Below are 15,756 nucleotides of genomic sequence, written 5' to 3' on the forward strand. Positions count from 1 at the left end.
CAGTGCCATGGTGCACGGTGGGAACCACAACAGGTCGACCGATCTGGAGGGGGATCCATGACCGTGTCCGAAACCACCGCCGCCGTCGGCGCGCAGGCCCTGCGACCGCATGCCGAGGACGCCTTCGCCCATGAGCTGAAGGCGCTCGCCGCGGCCGACGACCGCCCGCGGCCCGCCCGTTGGCAGCTGTCGCCATGGGCCGTCGCCACCTACCTGCTCGGTGGCACACTGCCGGACGGCACGGTGATCACACCCAAGTACGTGGGCCCGCGCCGCCTCGTCGAAGTCGCCGTGACCACACTCGCCACCGACCGGGCCCTGCTCCTCCTCGGAGTTCCCGGCACCGCCAAGACCTGGGTATCCGAGCATCTCGCGGCCGCCGTCAGTGGCGACTCGACGCTGCTCGTCCAGGGCACGGCGGGCACCCCGGAGGAAGCCGTCCGCTACGGCTGGAATTACGCACAACTGCTCGCGCACGGCCCCAGCCGCGACGCCCTGGTGCCCAGCCCGCTTATGCGCGCCATGTCCGACGGCATGACCGCACGGATCGAGGAGCTCACCCGCATCCCCGCCGATGTGCAGGACTCGCTCATCACGATCCTCTCGGAGAAGACGCTCCCCGTCCCCGAACTGGGCCAGGAGGTCCAGGCGGTCCGCGGATTCAACGTCATCGCCACCGCCAACGACCGCGACCGCGGGGTCAACGAGCTGTCCAGCGCGCTGCGCCGCCGGTTCAACACCGTCGTGCTGCCGCTGCCGGCCACTCCCGACGCGGAGGTCGACATCGTGTCCCGGCGCGTCGATCAGATCGGGCGCTCGCTCGACCTCCCGGCCGCTCCCGACGGCATGGCCGAGATCCGGCGCGTCGTCACGGTCTTCCGCGAACTGCGCGACGGCGTCACCGCCGACGGCCGCACCAAGCTCAAATCCCCCTCGGGGACGCTCTCGACGGCCGAGGCGATCTCCGTCGTCACCAACGGCCTCGCACTGGCCGCGCATTTCGGGGACGGGGTGCTGCGCCCCGGAGATGTGGCGGCGGGCATCCTCGGCGCGGTCGTCCGCGATCCGGCGGCCGACCGGGTGGTCTGGCAGGAGTATCTGGAGACCGTGGTCCGCGAGCGGGACGGGTGGAAGGACTTCTACCGCGCCTGCCGCGAGGTATCCGCATGACCGGGGCCGCGCGTCCCGTCGGACCGCTGCTGCTGGGTGTGCGGCACCACGGCCCGGGCTCGGCCCGAGCAGTCCGTGCGGCCCTGGACGCCGCCCGCCCACGGGCGGTGCTCATCGAAGGACCTCCGGAGGGTGACGCACTGCTGCCGCTGGCCGCCGACGAGCAGATGCGGCCGCCGGTCGCGCTCCTCGCCCATGCCGTGGACGACCCAGGGCAGGCGGCGTTCTGGCCACTGGCCGCGTTCTCGCCCGAGTGGGTCGCGGTCCGCTGGGCGCTGGCGCACGACGTGCCGGTGCGCTTCATCGACCTGCCCGCCGCGAACTCCCTGGCCATGACGCAGGCAGCGGAACGCGAAACGGGCCCGGACGGGGAGCCGTCCACCGGCACTTCGCACGCACACGTTCCGATCGACCCCATCGGCGTACTGGCCGGGACGGCGGGTTACGACGACCCGGAGCGCTGGTGGGAGGACGTCGTCGAACACCGCACCCAGGGCGGCGAGGCCGTCGACCCACGGGCCCCGTTCGCCGCGCTCGCCGAGGCGATGACGGCCCTGCGCGAGGTGTACGGGGACGGCGGCCATCCCCGTGACACCGTCCGCGAGGCGCATATGCGCATCCAACTGCGAAAGGCGGTGAAGGAATTCGGCGCCGACGTCGCGGTCGTCTGCGGTGCCTGGCATGTGCCCGCGCTCGGCACGCGAACCACACTCGCCGCCGACCGGGCCCTGCTCAAGGGGCTGCCCAAGGTCAAGGCCGAGCTGACCTGGGTGCCCTGGTCGCACCGCCGGCTCGCCCGGCACAGCGGATACGGGGCGGGCATCGACTCGCCCGGCTGGTACGGACACCTCTTCGAGGCGGCCAACCGCCCGATCGAGCGGTGGATGACCAAGGTCGCCGGACTCCTGCGTGACGAGGGCCGGTTCGTCTCGTCCGCCCATGTCATCGAGGCCGTCCGGCTCGCCGGGACCCTCGCCGCCCTGCGTGGCCGCCCGCTCGCCGGGCTGGGCGAGACGACCGACGCGATTCGGGCCGTGATGTGCGAAGGCTCCGACGTGCCGCTCGCGCTCGTACAGGACCGGCTGATCGTCGGAGAGACACTCGGCGAAGTACCGGACACCGCCCCCGCCGTGCCCCTGCAGCGCGACCTCATTCGGCAGCAGCGCACGCTCCGGCTCAAACCGGAGGCGCTGGAGCGGGAGTTGGAGCTCGACCTGCGCAAGGACACCGACGCGGCCCGCAGCCGCCTGCTGCACCGGCTCCGGCTCCTCGCAGTCGGCTGGGGCGAACCGGCCGTCGGCCGGGGGAGCACCGGCACCTTCCGGGAGAGCTGGCGGCTGCGCTGGGAACCCGAGCTGTACGTACAGGTCGCGGAGGCCGGGACCTGGGGTACCACCGTGCTTGCCGCGGCGACCGCCAGGGCCGGGTTCCAGGCGGCTTCGGCGACCGCACTAGCCGAGGTCACCGCGCTTGCCGAGCACTGCCTCCTCGCCGAACTGCCCGACGCGCTGCCCGTGGTGATGCGCGCCCTCGCCGACCGTGCCGCACTCGACGCCGACGTCGGCCATCTCGCCGAAGCCCTGCCCGCCCTGGCCCGCACCCTGCGCTACGGAGATGTGCGGTCCACGGACACCACCGCCCTCGGCGAGGTCGCCGCCGGACTCGCCGAGCGGATCTGCGTCGGACTGCCACCCGCCTGCACCGGGCTCGACGCCGACGGCGCCGCCGAACTGCGCCGCCGGGTGGACGGGGTCCACACCGCGATCGGGCTGCTCACCGGAGCCGTTCGGCCGAATGGGGACGCGGACACGGGTGCTAACGGGCTGCGCGGGCGCTGGACCGCCGTACTGCACAAGCTCGCCGCCCGGGACACGGTCGCGGGTGTCATCCGGGGCCGAGCCGCCCGCCTGCTGCTCGACGAAGGACGGCTCGCGGAGGACGACGCGGCACGCCTGATGGGCCTGGCCCTCTCGCCCGGCACACCGCCGGCCGACGCCGCGGCCTGGATCGAGGGATTCGTCGGCGGTGCCGCCGGGGGCGGCATGCTCCTCGTCCACGACGAGCGGCTGCTCGGCCTGGTCGACGCCTGGCTCACCGGGGTTCCCGCCGACACCTTCGCCGATGTGCTGCCCCTGCTGCGCCGAACCTTCTCGGCGTACGAAGCGGGCGTACGGCGCACACTCGGCGAACTCGTGCGGCGCGGTCCGGCCGCCGGGGGACCGTCAACTTTCGGCGCCGGGACCGGTTCCGGCGCCACGGCACCCGGCTTCGGACCAGTACTCGACGGGGCACGGGCCGACGCGGTGCTGCCGGTGCTGCGCCTCCTGCTCGGGCTCGACGCCGACCCGGACGATCCGGACAACAGAGCCGAGAACGCCGAGGAACCGCTGGGGGCAACGGGATGACGACGAACATGGCCGGGACCACACCGGCGAACGACGAGCGGCTGCGCCGGTGGCGGCTGGTCCTGGGCGGGGACAGCGCCGAGAGCACCGGCTGCACCCTCACCGGACGCGACGCGGCGATGGACGGCGCGCTGAACGCGCTGTACGGCGGAGGGGGGAAGCCCGGGGGCCGGGGCGGGAGCAACCGCTCGGCCGGGCTCGGGGCCTCCGCCCCCTCCGTGGCCCGCTGGCTCGGCGACATCCGCACGTACTTCCCCAGCTCCGTCGTCCAGGTCATGCAGCGCGACGCGATCGACCGGCTCGGCCTCTCCGCGCTGCTCCTGGAGCCGGAGATGCTGGAGGCGGTCGAGGCGGACGTCCATCTCGTCGGCACACTCCTCTCGCTCAACAAGGCCATGCCCGAGACGACGAAGGAGACCGCAAGAACCGTCGTGCGCAAGGTCGTCGACGACCTGGAGAAGCGGCTGGCGACCCGCACCCGGGCCACACTCACCGGCGCACTCGACCGCTCGGCCAGGATCAACAGGCCCCGCCACCACGACATCGACTGGAACCGCACCATCCGGGCCAACCTCAAGAACTACCTCCCCGAGTACGGCACCGTCGTCCCCGAGCGGCTCATCGGCTATGGACGGGCCGCGCAGTCCGTCAAGAAGGACGTCATCCTCTGCATCGACCAGTCGGGGTCGATGGCTGCCTCCGTCGTCTACGCCTCCGTGTTCAGCGCGGTGCTCGCCTCCATGCGCACCCTGCAGACCAGGCTCGTCGTCTTCGACACGGCCGTGGTCGACCTCACCGACCAGCTCGACGACCCCGTCGACGTACTCTTCGGCACCCAGCTCGGCGGCGGCACCGACATCAACCGGGCGCTCGCGTACTGCCAGTCGAAGATCACCCGCCCCGCCGACACCGTCGTCGTCCTCATCAGCGACCTCTACGAGGGCGGCATACGCGACGAGATGCTGAAGCGGGTAGCAGCGATGAAGGCCTCCGGTGTGCAGTTCGTGACGCTGCTCGCGCTGTCCGACGAGGGCGCGCCCGCCTACGACCGCGACCACGCGGCGGCCCTCGGAGCCCTGGGCGCACCAGCGTTCGCATGCACCCCGGACCTCTTCCCGGAGGTGATGGCAGCGGCGATCGAGAAGAGGCCGCTTCCCATACCGGACAAGGAGACCCATCAGTAACAAGGGGCTTGCGTGACCCCGGGAGGTTCGTGCAAGCATCGTCCCGTCACCCGCGGAGGACCGCGTTCCGCGGTCCGCGCCATCCTGAGAGGGCTCACCTCCACGTGACCACCGCAGCCGTTCACGCCGCCACCGATCCGCGCCTTCGGCGCGGGCCGGTCGCCCGGCGTGCGCTGCAGGTGATCCTGTTCCTCGGTGGACTGCTGGCCCTGGTCCTTCTCTTCGGGACGCGGGCCTACGCGTCGGAGCAGGCCGCTGCGACGCTCTCCGGCACGGGAACCACGGTCATCCGCACGGCAGTTGAGCCGGATGCGCGACTGGCCGCGGATTCGGCTGCCGACGCGCAGTCCGGTCCGGCGGACGTCCTGGGCACAGAGCCTGCCGGTGAGGCGGCAATAGCCTCGGCCGTCCACGCCACAGCCGAAGCCACAGCCAGGCCTCTCGCGCAGCAGGCCGAACCCGTCCAGCACGTTCAAGAGGCCGATGCCGACGCCCGGATGCTTCTCCGTACGGTGGCCACTGGCGTCGTCGACGCGGTCCCCGTCGGGCCGGCGCGGCTGACGCTGCCGGACACCCGCACACCGGCCCCCACCGATCCGCCCACCGTCCCGCGTACGGTCCACGGCCCAGCCGAGGACAGCGCGCGGACCCCCGTCGCACCGCACTCCATCCATGCGTACACCCCTGCGGCGACAGCCGGTCCCGGCGGGTTCGCAGCGTTGCGCGACGCAGCGGTGCGGGGCGCCCAGCGGGCCGCCGTGCCGGAGTACCGGCCGGTGTCCGAGCGGGCGCCGTACGATCCCGCCCGCGGCCCCGGCCGTTCCGCATCCGCCGAGGCCCATGCGCCGGGCAACGGCGACCAGCACGCCGTCCCGTTCACGGGCGGCTCCTTCTTCGGACTCATACGGGGTGCGGGCCTCCCGGCGACCGCCGCACCGGTCCGCGACAGATCCGGCGACATCCTCGAATTCCCCGGTTAGGGCAGCACGTTCCCCCGCCCCGACCTGCCGCGCGGGGGCGGAACAGGTCTGCCCGCCGTCCGGACAGTTCCGGACCGCCGAAACGAATTCGAAGGATCTGACACACACATGCACAAGAACATCCGCCGCTCCATAGCTGTCGCCGCCACCGCCACCGGAATGTGGGCCCTCGGCACCGCCGCGGCCAACGCGGACGAACTGCCCGTCTCCGTACCGCTGTCCACCCCCGATCACGCCGTCGACGCCGCCGACGCCGCCGACGCCGCCGACGTGGTCAACGGTGTGGACGGGACCGAGGCGGTCGGCACCCTCAAGGACACCCTCGGGACGAAGGTCGACGGGGCGAAGGGCGCGGTCGCGGCCAAGGCCGCCGAAGCGACGTCCGCGGCCAGGGGCGCCACGTCCGCCGCCCCGGCCGGCCGGGCCGATGCGGGTCCGGGACCAGGTCACGGGCGACGCGGTCACGGGCGCCGGGGACCAGGCCACCGGCGCGCTCCGCGACGCCGTCGGCCGCTCCGACGTCCTGGCCCCGCAGGGCTTCCTGGACGAACAGCTCCTGCGGGGCGTCCCGGCCGCACCCGAGGCGCCCATCGACTACCTCTTCGGCCCGATCGAGCAGATCCCCGGCTACGCCGCCCACGCGCAGACCGCGACCCCCGGCGCTCTCACCACAGCGCAGGACACAGCGCAGGACACAGCGCAGGACATCGCGCAGAACAACGGGATCGTCACCCGGGCCACCGCCCAGGCCGCGCGGGTCGTCCGTCAGACCAGCGATGCCGTGCTGCCGCCCGTCGCCGCCGACGCCGTCTCCGTGGTGCTGCCGGTCGTCGGCCAGGTGCTCGGTGATGTCTCCACTCTCGTCCAGGGCGTGGTCGCCGAGGTCACGCCGTTCGCCGAGGGCGTCGTGCAGCAGGCCGCGGTGCCCTTCGTTCAAGGAGTGACGACCGAGGTCCAGCCGCTGGCCCAGGGTGTGACGGGCGCGGTCCAGCCGTTCGCCGCGGGCGTCACCAGCCGTGTGATGCCGCTGGCGCAGGGCGTCGGCGCCCAGGCGGAGCCGTTCGCGGGCGGTCTCGTCGCCACGGTCGGCGACGACGTACGTCCCACGGTCGGGAACGCGGTGTACGGCGCCGAGGGCCTGACCTCGATCACCCCGGCGTATGTGACCGATGCGGGAGGCGCGCTGCCCTCCTTCGGCACCCTCGGGTACCCCGCCCGGGGCGTCTGAGACCGGCGCTCCCGGACCGGGCGTCCCCACCCGGTCCGGGACGCGTCCCCGCCGCACCGCGCAAGGCCCTTCTGCCTGCTGCGTCCCGGGCTCCGGCGGGATCTGTGACCGTAATCACCGCTCAGGTGTGATCTGCAATTTAGGGTCCTGCGGAGCGCGGGGATAACCTGCGGGATGGACATGCCGCGTACCCCGGGTCACCGTGTGCGCCTTCCTGGTGACAGAGCAGTCACGATGCCCCTCGCGGCACGCCCACGCTGAAAACGAACCGCGAGACCATTGAAAAGGGACGGACGCGCGTGGACCTGTTCGAGTACCAGGCGAGGGACCTCTTCGCCAAGCACGGTGTACCGGTGCTGGCCGGTGAAGTCATCGACACGCCTGAGGCAGCCCGCGAGGCGACCGAGCGGCTGGGCGGCAAGTCTGTCGTCAAGGCGCAGGTGAAGGTCGGTGGCCGAGGCAAGGCCGGTGGCGTCAAGCTGGCAGCCACCCCCGACGAGGCGGTCGCCCGCGCGACCGACATTCTCGGCATGGACATCAAGGGCCACACGGTCCACAAGGTGATGATCGCCGAGACCGCGCCGGAGATTCTTGAGGAGTACTACGTCTCGTACCTCCTCGACCGCACCAACCGCACCTTCCTGGCCATGGCCTCGGTGCAGGGCGGCATGGACATCGAGGAGGTCGCGGAGAAGACCCCCGAGGCCCTCGCGAAGGTCCCGGTCAACGCCGTCGACGGCGTCACGATCGAGAAGGCCCGCGAGATCGTCGCGCAGGCCAAGTTCCCGACCGAGGTGGCCGAGAAGGTCGCCGAGGTCCTGGTGACGCTGTGGGACACCTTCGTCGCCGAGGACGCGCTCCTCGTCGAGGTCAACCCGCTCGCCAAGGTCGCCAACGGCGACATCCTGGCCCTGGACGGCAAGGTCTCGCTCGACGAGAACGCCGACTTCCGCCAGCCCGAGCACGAGGCGCTCGAGGACAAGGCCGCAGCCAACCCGCTCGAGGCTGCCGCCAAGGCCAAGAACCTCAACTACGTCAAGCTCGACGGCGAGGTCGGCATCATCGGTAACGGTGCCGGTCTGGTCATGTCGACGCTGGACGTCGTCGCGTACGCCGGTGAGAACCACGGCAACGTGAAGCCCGCCAACTTCCTCGACATCGGTGGCGGCGCCTCCGCCGAGGTCATGGCGAACGGCCTGGAGATCATCCTCGGCGACCCGGACGTCAAGTCCGTCTTCGTCAACGTCTTCGGCGGCATCACCGCGTGCGACGAGGTCGCCAACGGCATCGTCCAGGCACTTGAGCTGCTCAAGTCCAAGGGCGAGGAAGTCACCAAGCCGCTGGTCGTGCGCCTCGACGGCAACAACGCGGAGCTGGGTCGCAAGATCCTTTCCGACGCCAACCACCCGCTCGTTCAGCGCGTGGACACCATGGACGGCGCGGCCGACAAGGCCGCCGAGCTCGCCGCGGCTGCGAAGTAAGGGACGAGGGACTCCAACACCATGGCAATCTTCCTCACCAAGGACAGCAAGGTCATCGTCCAGGGGATGACCGGTGCCACCGGCATGAAGCACACCAAGCTCATGCTGGCCGATGGCACCAACATCGTCGGCGGCGTGAACCCGCGCAAGGCCGGCACGACCGTCGACTTCGACGGCACCGAGGTACCGGTCTTCGGCTCCGTCGCCGAGGCGATCGAGAAGACCGGCGCGGACGTGTCCGTCCTCTTCGTGCCGCCGGCCTTCGCGAAGGCCGCGGTCGTCGAGGCGATCGACGCCGAGATCCCGCTCGCCGTCGTGATCACCGAGGGCATCGCCGTCCACGACTCCGCCGCCTTCTGGGCGTACGCGGGCTCGAAGGGCAACAAGACCCGGATCATCGGCCCGAACTGCCCCGGCCTGATCACCCCCGGCCAGTCCAACGCCGGCATCATCCCGGGCGACATCACCAAGCCCGGCCGCATCGGTCTCGTGTCCAAGTCCGGCACGCTGACCTACCAGATGATGTACGAGCTCCGTGACATCGGCTTCTCGTCCGCCGTCGGTATCGGTGGCGACCCGGTCATCGGTACGACGCACATCGACGCCCTCGCGGCGTTCGAGGCCGACCCCGAGACCGACCTGATCGTGATGATCGGCGAGATCGGCGGCGACGCCGAGGAGCGTGCGGCCGACTTCATCGCGAAGAACGTCACCAAGCCGGTCGTCGGTTACGTCGCGGGCTTCACCGCCCCCGAGGGCAAGACCATGGGCCACGCCGGCGCCATCGTCTCCGGCTCCTCCGGCACCGCGCAGGCGAAGAAGGAGGCCCTTGAGGCCGCCGGCGTCAAGGTCGGCAAGACGCCGACCGAGACCGCCAAGCTGGCGCGCGAGATCCTCGGCGCCTGATCACCTGATCACCTGATCACCTGATCACCCGATCGCCTCACCGCGTCGGAGCAGCACCGCGGTGTCGCGTCACCGCACAGACGGCGCGGGCCCGTACCCCTGACCAGGGGTACGGGCCCGCGCCGTTTTCCGTCCCTCCGCCCGACTGTCCGTCAGCCGGCTTCGGGGACCAGCCGGGACGGACCCTGTACGAGTTCCTTCCGGAGCAGCTTCTGCAGCTTCAGGTCCTGCGGCGTCAGCGGCTGCGGACCACTGCGCGGCGGCACCCCGCCGATCTCCTGAGGGGGTGACGGCGGGGTTTCGTACCGCGCCGGAGCCGTCACCAGGGTGAACAGCGTCAGACCGATGAGCAGCACGGTGAAGGAGACGGCCGCTCTGGTCCACTTCTGGGCCTTGAGCTCGCTGCCGGTACGGACCTCGTCCGGCGAGGGGAGCGGGGCGGGGGGCTGGGCGTCGGCGAGCGCGCCGAGCTGCCGGTGCAGGAGCGCCGACTGCTCGGCGGGGGACGACGGTTCCGCCAGCTCGGACAGCTGCTCGGCGACCGCGGCACGCGCGTTCATCAGCCTGCTCGCCGCCGCCGGGGTGCTGGCCTCGGTCTCCGCCGCGGTCTCCGGGAGGTCCAGGCCGACACCGTCGTAGAGCAGCAGGGTGCGGCGGTACGAAGGCGGCAGATCGAGCAGCGCGTCGAGCAGGGCGCGCGCACCGGGTTCGGCGGGCGGCGGGTCGAGTTGGCGGTGCGTGCGGCGCAGCCGGTGCCAGGGCGACATCGCGTACTCGTACGCGGCGGCCCGCACCCAGCTCGCCGGATCCCGGTCCACCGCGACCTCGGGCCAGCGCTCCCAGGCCAGCGCGAACGCCCGCGCGACGGACTCCTGGGACAGGTTCCGACGCCCGGTCAGCAGAAACGTCTGGCGGAAGAGGTCGGCGGCGCAGCTCTCGTACAAGGCGTCGAAGGCCTCGGCCGGTGCGTCGGGTTCGTCGAGTACGCCGGGTGCGGCGGGTGCGGCGGGTGCGTCGGACAGTTCGGGGGTGGGGCCCGGCTCGGTCGGGGCCATGGCGGTGCTCCCGGTGGCTTCGACGGGGGTCGGCGCAGGGGTCGGTGCGGGCGACTGCGCTTTCGTGGACGGGACCTGCTCTTCACTCAGGGGCTTCGCCTCACGCGGATTGCGTCGCTCCTTGGGGGAGGGGAGCGGAGGGGCGGCGGCCGCATCGGTGGACCTCCGCGTCATGAAGAGTCCCTTGCAGGCCCGCGCTGGGTGAAAAAGTACATAAACGTATATTGGGCGACACGGCGGCTGTTCGCCCGTTACACGGAATAAGCGCGTGTCGTTGGGAGCATGGCCGGGTGACCCAAGTGACCGAACGCAGCCCGTCGTTGCTGGCAGAGCAGGGCCGGTCCGCCGTGCCGGGCTTCACCTTCCTGCGCGGGGCCCTTGCGGCAGGGCTGGGGCTCGGCGCGCTCACCGTGCTCGTCACGGTGCTGTGGATCAGCTCCCCGTTCCCCGACGACGGACCCGGCGAGGCCCTCCACACGGCGGCCGCGCTCTGGCTGCTCGCCCACGGTGCCGAGCTGATCAGGACCGACACGCTCAGCGGGGTTCCCGCCCCCGTCGGCCTCGTGCCGCTGCTGCTCGCCGTGGTGCCGGTGTGGCTGGTGCACCGCGCGGCCAGGGACGCCCTGGAGTGCGACGAGGGGCGGCGGGCCTCTTCGGCGCCGGGTGCGTTCGTCATGGTCAGCGGCGGATATCTGCTGGTCGGGGCCGCTGTCGCGCTCTATGCGCAAGACGGTTCGCTGTCCGTGGACGCGTCGTCATTGCTCTTCCCTTCGGCCGTTGTGGTGACCGGCGCGGCGGCTGCCGGGGTCTGGACGGCATCAGGGCGCCCGCTCGGACCGCTGCCGTCCTGGGCGCCGGTGCGCCTGCGCGGGAAGCTGGCGCGTTCCCGGTTCAGGGAGTGCGCCGGGACGGCGGGCCGGGCGGCCGCGGCCGGGGTGGCCATGCTGCTCGGCGGCGGGGCGCTGCTCGTCGCGGTGGCGCTGGTGTGGCACGCGCAGCCGGCTCAGCAGTCGTTCGTCCAGCTCGCGAGCGACTGGACCGGCCGGGTCGTGGTGCTGCTGCTCGCGCTGGTGCTGGTGCCGAACGCGGCGGTGTGGGGCGCCGCGTACGGACTCGGACCGGGTTTCGTGCTCGGCACGGCGTCCACGGTCACCCCGCTGGCCTTCCCCGGGCGCCCGGCGCTGCCCGTCTTCCCGCTGCTCGCCGCGCTGCCGGACCGGGGTCCGGGAACGGTCCCGAACTGGGCGGCCGTGGTGGTGCCGGTCGCGGCCGGGGTGACGGTCGCCTGGTTCACGGTACGGCGGGCCGCGCCCGTCTCCGCCGGACGGGAGGGGGCGTGGAGCCTGCAGGAGACGGCGCTGACGGCCGCACTGGCGGCGGTGGGGTGCGGGGCCGGTACGGCAGTGCTGGCCGCGGCCGCGGGGGGACCGCTGGGCACCGGCTCACTGGCGGAGTTCGGCCCGGTGTGGTGGCTGACGGGTGCGGCGGCCCTGGCGTGGGCGCTGCTGCTCGGCGTCCCCGGGGCGCTGCTGCTCCGGGCCTGGCGGCTGCGGGAGGGCCGCGGGGGCGGGGGGCAGGCGAAGGAGACGGTAACGGCCGAGGGCGCGCCCGCCGAGCCGGTGTCCGGCCAGGAAGCCGCGCCCGGTCCGGGAGCCGCGCCCGCGCCCGTACGCGAATCCGTACCCGCTGCCGTATCCGTACCCGCACCCGCACCCGTCGCGAAGGCTTCCCCCGCGAAGGCTGCCCCTGACGAGGACGATGACTCCGAGGCGTACGACTTTCTGCCGACCGACCCCTGGCACGAACGGACGGCCCGGCCTGACGAGGCCGGGCCGTCCGTGAATCCGTGAATCCGTGAATCCGTAAAGCCGTAAAGCCGTAGATCCGTAGATCCGTAGATCCGCGAGGTGTCAGTTCTTGACGCCGAAGAAGGGTTCCAGCGGCTTCGGCAGCAGGTCGTTGCAGGCCAGCTGGCCGGACTTGGTCAGGGCGTCGTTCACACAGGTGTAGTAGTCGCGGTACACGAGCTGCACCGTGAACGTCATGGCGACGATCGAGAGTGCCAGCAGCGCCGTCACCAGGCCGCTGACCGCCGCCGTGGTCTGCTGCCTGCTGTAGCCCGGGACGGGAGCGCCGGGCGCGGACCCCGGCGCGGGAGCGTGCCCGGAACCGGACCCCTGAAGGGCCCCGGCCGCCGGTGCACCGGAGGGCCCGGCCGCTCCGGCGCCGCCGCCCGGCGCGGCCGCGCCCTTCGGCTTCGCCCGGAGCGCGCTGATCGACCAGTACACGGCGAGTGCCCCGAGCAGCAGGGCGATCTCCGGGAAGTCGAAGAGCGCGAAGAAGAAGGACCACATCCCGCAGAGCAGCGCGTAGCGCGCGCGGCGCTGGGCGGGGTCGGTCGGGTCCCAGCGCAGTCCGCCGGGGCTGCCCTCGGGGCCGCCCGGGGGGTTCGGACCGCCCTGGCCTCCGGGGCGGCCGCCGAAGCCGCCGCTCTGGCGGCCGGGCTGCTGATCGCTCCACTGGCTGCCCCAGACCGGCCGGTCGTCGGAGGAGCCGCCCTCGGGCGTCCCGTCGCCGTTCCCCTGACCGGTCCCGTTTCCATTGCCGTTTGTGGCGTTCGAGGGGTGGCGGGGCTGCCAGGGCTGGTCGGGTCGGTCCCCCGGCGGTGCGGCGAACGGGTTGTCGTCCGAGGGGCCGGAAGAGGAGGAGGAAGAGCCCGTGGGGGACTGGCGCTCCCGCAGCAGCAGTGAGGCCCGCTCGGGCAGCGGGTGGCGGAAGGCGGTGCGGCGGCGTCGGTCCGGCATATGGTGAACGTCTTCCCCATCTCGTCATTTCCGCCCTGCGGACGGTTCCCTGTCCCCTGACGCTACCTCCCGGCCAGGAGGGGCCGAAAGCTGGGAGCACGGCGCAGGTGGCCGATACCCGTCACCCGGGTGGCTCCCGCGCTTCCCCGCAGCCGGGCTGCGGGCTCTCACCCCCGTCCCGTGGGGGTCCCCCGAGGTGCCGGTATCGTTGCTGACGGTCGGCTCGTTCGTAGAGTTCCCCGTATCGAGGGGCTCGATTCTTTCGTACGACCATACAAATCAGCGTTCTGCGTCACCACGCGAGTTCACCACGCGAGAAAGGGCCCAGCCGTGGCCTCCCCGCCCCCCTCCGTCGCACCGGCCCGCCTGGTCGTGCTCGTCTCCGGCTCCGGTACGAACCTCCAAGCCCTGCTCGACGCCATCGGCGACGACCCCGAGGGCTTCGGTGCGCAGATCGTCGCCGTCGGCGCCGACCGTTCCGGCATCGTCGGTCTGGAGCGGGCGGAGCGCGCCGGGCTGCCGACCTTCGTGTGCAGGGTCAAGGACCACGCCACCCGCGAGGAGTGGGACGCGGCACTCGCGGCCGCGACGGCCGAGCACCGCCCGGACCTCGTGGTGTCCGCGGGGTTCATGAAGATCGTGGGCAAGGAGTTCCTCGCCCGGTTCGGCGGCCGGTTCATCAACACCCACCCCGCCCTGCTCCCCAGCTTTCCCGGTGCCCACGGGGTGCGTGACGCACTCGCGTACGGCGTGAAGGTCACCGGGTGCACCGTCCACTTCGTCGACGACGGCGTCGACACCGGTCCGATCATCGCGCAGGGCGTGGTCGAGGTGGCCGAAGAGGACACGGCGGAGGGCGAAGCCGCTCTCCACGAACGCATCAAGGAAGTCGAGCGCAAGCTGCTCGTCGAGGCCGTGGGGCGGCTCGCCCGCGACGGCTATCGCATTGAGGGACGAAAGGTTCATCTCGGTCATGTCGGTGAATAAGCCCATCCGCCGCGCCCTGGTCAGTGTCTACGACAAGACAGGGCTCGAAGACCTCGCCCGCGGTCTGCACGAGGCGGGTGTCGAGCTGGTCTCCACCGGCTCCACCGCCGGGAAGATCGCTGCCGCCGGGGTTCCGGTCACCAAGGTCGAGGAGCTCACCGGCTTCCCCGAGTGCCTCGACGGCCGCGTCAAGACGCTGCACCCGCGCGTCCACGCCGGCATCCTCGCGGACCTGCGCCTGGACGCCCACCGCGAGCAGCTCGCCGAACTGGGTGTCGAGCCCTTCGACCTCGTCGTCGTCAACCTGTATCCGTTCAAGGAGACCGTCGCCTCCGGCGCGACCGCCGACGAGTGCGTGGAGCAGATCGACATCGGCGGCCCGTCGATGGTCCGTGCCGCCGCCAAGAACCACCCGTCCGTGGCCGTCGTCACTAGCCCCGAGCGGTACGCCGACGTCCTCGCCGCGGTCGAGGCGGGCGGCTTCGACCTGACCGCCCGCAAGCGGCTGGCCGCCGAGGCCTTCCAGCACACGGCCGCGTACGACGTGGCCGTGGCTTCCTGGTTCGCGGACGATTACGCCGCCGCGGACGACTCGGGCTTCCCCGACTTCTTCGGTGCGACGTACGAGCGCAAGAACGTCCTGCGGTACGGCGAGAACCCGCACCAGCCCGCCGCGCTCTACACCTCCGGCGCCGGTGGCCTGGCCGAGGCCGAGCAGCTGCACGGCAAGGAGATGTCGTACAACAACTACACGGACACCGACGCCGCGCGCCGGGCCGCGTACGACCACGCCGAGCCGTGCGTCGCGATCATCAAGCACGCCAATCCGTGCGGCATCGCGATCGCCGACGACGTCGCCGAGGCGCACCGCAACGCGCACGCCTGCGACCCGCTCTCCGCCTTCGGCGGGGTCATCGCCGTCAACCGCCCGGTGACCGTGGCCATGGCCGAGCAGGTCGCGGAGATCTTCACCGAGGTCATCGTCGCCCCGGCGTACGAGGACGGCGCGGTCGAGGTGCTGGCCCGCAAGAAGAACATCCGCGTGCTGCGCTGCCCCGACGCCCCGGCCTCCGAGGTGGAGGTCAAGCCGATCGACGGCGGCGCGCTGCTCCAGGTCACCGACCGCCTCCAGGCCGACGGCGACGACCCGGCCAACTGGACCCTCGCCACCGGTGAGGCCCTCTCGGAGGACGAGCTGAAGGAGCTCGCCTTCGCGTGGAAGGCGTGCCGCGCGGTCAAGTCCAACGCGATCCTGCTCGCCAAGGGCGGCGCCTCGGTCGGCGTCGGCATGGGCCAGGTCAACCGGGTCGACTCCGCGAAGCTGGCCGTCGAGCGGGCGGGCGAGGAGCGGGCGCGCGGCGCGTACGCCGCGTCCGACGCGTTCTTCCCGTTCCCGGACGGGCTGGAGATCCTGACCGCGGCGGGCATCAAGGCCGTGGCCCAGCCGGGCGGTTCGGTCCGCGACGAGCTGGTGGTCGAGGCCGCGCGGAAGGCGGGCGTGACGATGTACTTCACGGGTACGCGGCACTTCTTCCACTGACGGTTCCCCAGCACGA

At 72.1% G+C, this 15,756-nt stretch carries 12 protein-coding genes; 10 read left to right on the forward strand and 2 right to left on the reverse strand.

All coding sequences use genetic code 11. From position 1 onward, the window contains the following. Window positions 1-57 precede the first annotated feature (57 nt). The 7 genes from OG507_RS24895 (at window position 58) to sucD (ending at window position 9,354) form a co-directional block, all read left to right on the forward strand. Window positions 58-1,170, forward strand: a complete 1,113-nt coding sequence (locus OG507_RS24895; RefSeq protein ID WP_327369389.1) for an ATP-binding protein — start codon at window positions 58-60, stop codon at window positions 1,168-1,170. Continuing rightward, window positions 1,167-3,575 (forward strand): DUF5682 family protein, encoded by a 2,409-nt coding sequence (locus OG507_RS24900; RefSeq protein WP_327369390.1) that lies wholly within the window; start codon window positions 1,167-1,169, stop codon window positions 3,573-3,575. The genes OG507_RS24895 and OG507_RS24900 overlap by 4 nt, the downstream gene beginning before the upstream one ends. Next, a complete protein-coding gene (locus tag OG507_RS24905) occupies window positions 3,572-4,759 on the forward strand; it encodes a VWA domain-containing protein (RefSeq protein WP_327369391.1) in 1,188 nt (395 codons plus the stop codon). The genes OG507_RS24900 and OG507_RS24905 overlap by 4 nt, the downstream gene beginning before the upstream one ends. Before the next feature lie 104 nt (window positions 4,760-4,863). Next, window positions 4,864-5,739, forward strand: a complete 876-nt coding sequence (locus tag OG507_RS24910; RefSeq protein ID WP_327369392.1) for a hypothetical protein — start codon at window positions 4,864-4,866, stop codon at window positions 5,737-5,739. A gap of 427 nt (window positions 5,740-6,166) precedes the next feature. After that, window positions 6,167-6,967, forward strand: a complete 801-nt coding sequence (locus OG507_RS24915) for a hypothetical protein (RefSeq protein WP_327369393.1) — start codon at window positions 6,167-6,169, stop codon at window positions 6,965-6,967. A 299-nt stretch (window positions 6,968-7,266) separates the two neighbouring features. Further along, window positions 7,267-8,448, forward strand: a complete 1,182-nt coding sequence (gene sucC, locus OG507_RS24920; protein WP_327369394.1) for an ADP-forming succinate--CoA ligase subunit beta — start codon at window positions 7,267-7,269, stop codon at window positions 8,446-8,448. 21 nt (window positions 8,449-8,469) lie between these two features. After that, window positions 8,470-9,354 (forward strand): succinate--CoA ligase subunit alpha, encoded by an 885-nt coding sequence (gene sucD, locus OG507_RS24925; protein WP_327369395.1) that lies wholly within the window; start codon window positions 8,470-8,472, stop codon window positions 9,352-9,354. Between the two features lie 152 nt (window positions 9,355-9,506). Here the strand turns inward: sucD and OG507_RS24930 are convergent, their stop codons facing one another. Next, window positions 9,507-10,583, reverse strand: a complete 1,077-nt coding sequence (locus tag OG507_RS24930; protein ID WP_327369396.1) for an RNA polymerase sigma factor — start codon at window positions 10,581-10,583, stop codon at window positions 9,507-9,509. A gap of 125 nt (window positions 10,584-10,708) precedes the next feature. Between OG507_RS24930 and OG507_RS24935 the strand changes: the two genes are divergently transcribed. Continuing rightward, window positions 10,709-12,259 carry a cell division protein PerM gene (locus OG507_RS24935; protein WP_327369397.1) on the forward strand — a complete coding sequence of 517 codons (1,551 nt, stop codon included), beginning with the start codon at window positions 10,709-10,711 and terminating at the stop codon, window positions 12,257-12,259. Window positions 12,260-12,319: 60 nt separating this feature from the next. Here OG507_RS24935 and OG507_RS24940 read toward each other — a convergent pair whose 3' ends face one another. Beyond that, complete coding sequence (locus OG507_RS24940) at window positions 12,320-13,213, reverse strand: hypothetical protein (protein ID WP_327369398.1); 894 nt, start codon at window positions 13,211-13,213, stop codon at window positions 12,320-12,322. A 330-nt stretch (window positions 13,214-13,543) separates the two neighbouring features. Between OG507_RS24940 and purN the strand changes: the two genes are divergently transcribed. Together purN and purH are read left to right on the forward strand one after the other, a co-directional pair. Further along, window positions 13,544-14,200 (forward strand): phosphoribosylglycinamide formyltransferase, encoded by a 657-nt coding sequence (purN, locus tag OG507_RS24945; RefSeq protein WP_327369399.1) that lies wholly within the window; start codon window positions 13,544-13,546, stop codon window positions 14,198-14,200. Further along, window positions 14,187-15,740, forward strand: coding sequence for a bifunctional phosphoribosylaminoimidazolecarboxamide formyltransferase/IMP cyclohydrolase (gene purH / locus OG507_RS24950; protein WP_327369400.1), 1,554 nt, complete (start codon window positions 14,187-14,189; stop codon window positions 15,738-15,740). The genes purN and purH overlap by 14 nt, the downstream gene beginning before the upstream one ends. Window positions 15,741-15,756: the final 16 nt, after the last annotated feature.

Source organism: Streptomyces sp. NBC_01217 (assembly GCF_035994185.1).
In the GTDB taxonomy this organism is placed as follows: domain Bacteria; phylum Actinomycetota; class Actinomycetes; order Streptomycetales; family Streptomycetaceae; genus Streptomyces.

What these genes read in the sequence shown, in the direction of transcription:
- OG507_RS24895 (WP_327369389.1), top strand. Translation starts at nt 58, where the DNA reads ATGACCGTGTCCGAAACCACCGCCGCCGTCGGCGCGCAGGCCCTGCGA.
- OG507_RS24900 (WP_327369390.1), top strand. Translation starts at nt 1,167, where the DNA reads ATGACCGGGGCCGCGCGTCCCGTCGGACCGCTGCTGCTGGGTGTGCGG.
- OG507_RS24940 (WP_327369398.1), bottom strand. Translation starts at nt 13,213, where the DNA reads ATGCCGGACCGACGCCGCCGCACCGCCTTCCGCCACCCGCTGCCCGAG.
- sucD (WP_327369395.1), top strand. Translation starts at nt 8,470, where the DNA reads ATGGCAATCTTCCTCACCAAGGACAGCAAGGTCATCGTCCAGGGGATG.
- OG507_RS24915 (WP_327369393.1), top strand. Translation starts at nt 6,167, where the DNA reads ATGCGGGTCCGGGACCAGGTCACGGGCGACGCGGTCACGGGCGCCGGG.
- purH (WP_327369400.1), top strand. Translation starts at nt 14,187, where the DNA reads ATGTCGGTGAATAAGCCCATCCGCCGCGCCCTGGTCAGTGTCTACGAC.
- OG507_RS24930 (WP_327369396.1), bottom strand. Translation starts at nt 10,583, where the DNA reads ATGACGCGGAGGTCCACCGATGCGGCCGCCGCCCCTCCGCTCCCCTCC.
- OG507_RS24905 (WP_327369391.1), top strand. Translation starts at nt 3,572, where the DNA reads ATGACGACGAACATGGCCGGGACCACACCGGCGAACGACGAGCGGCTG.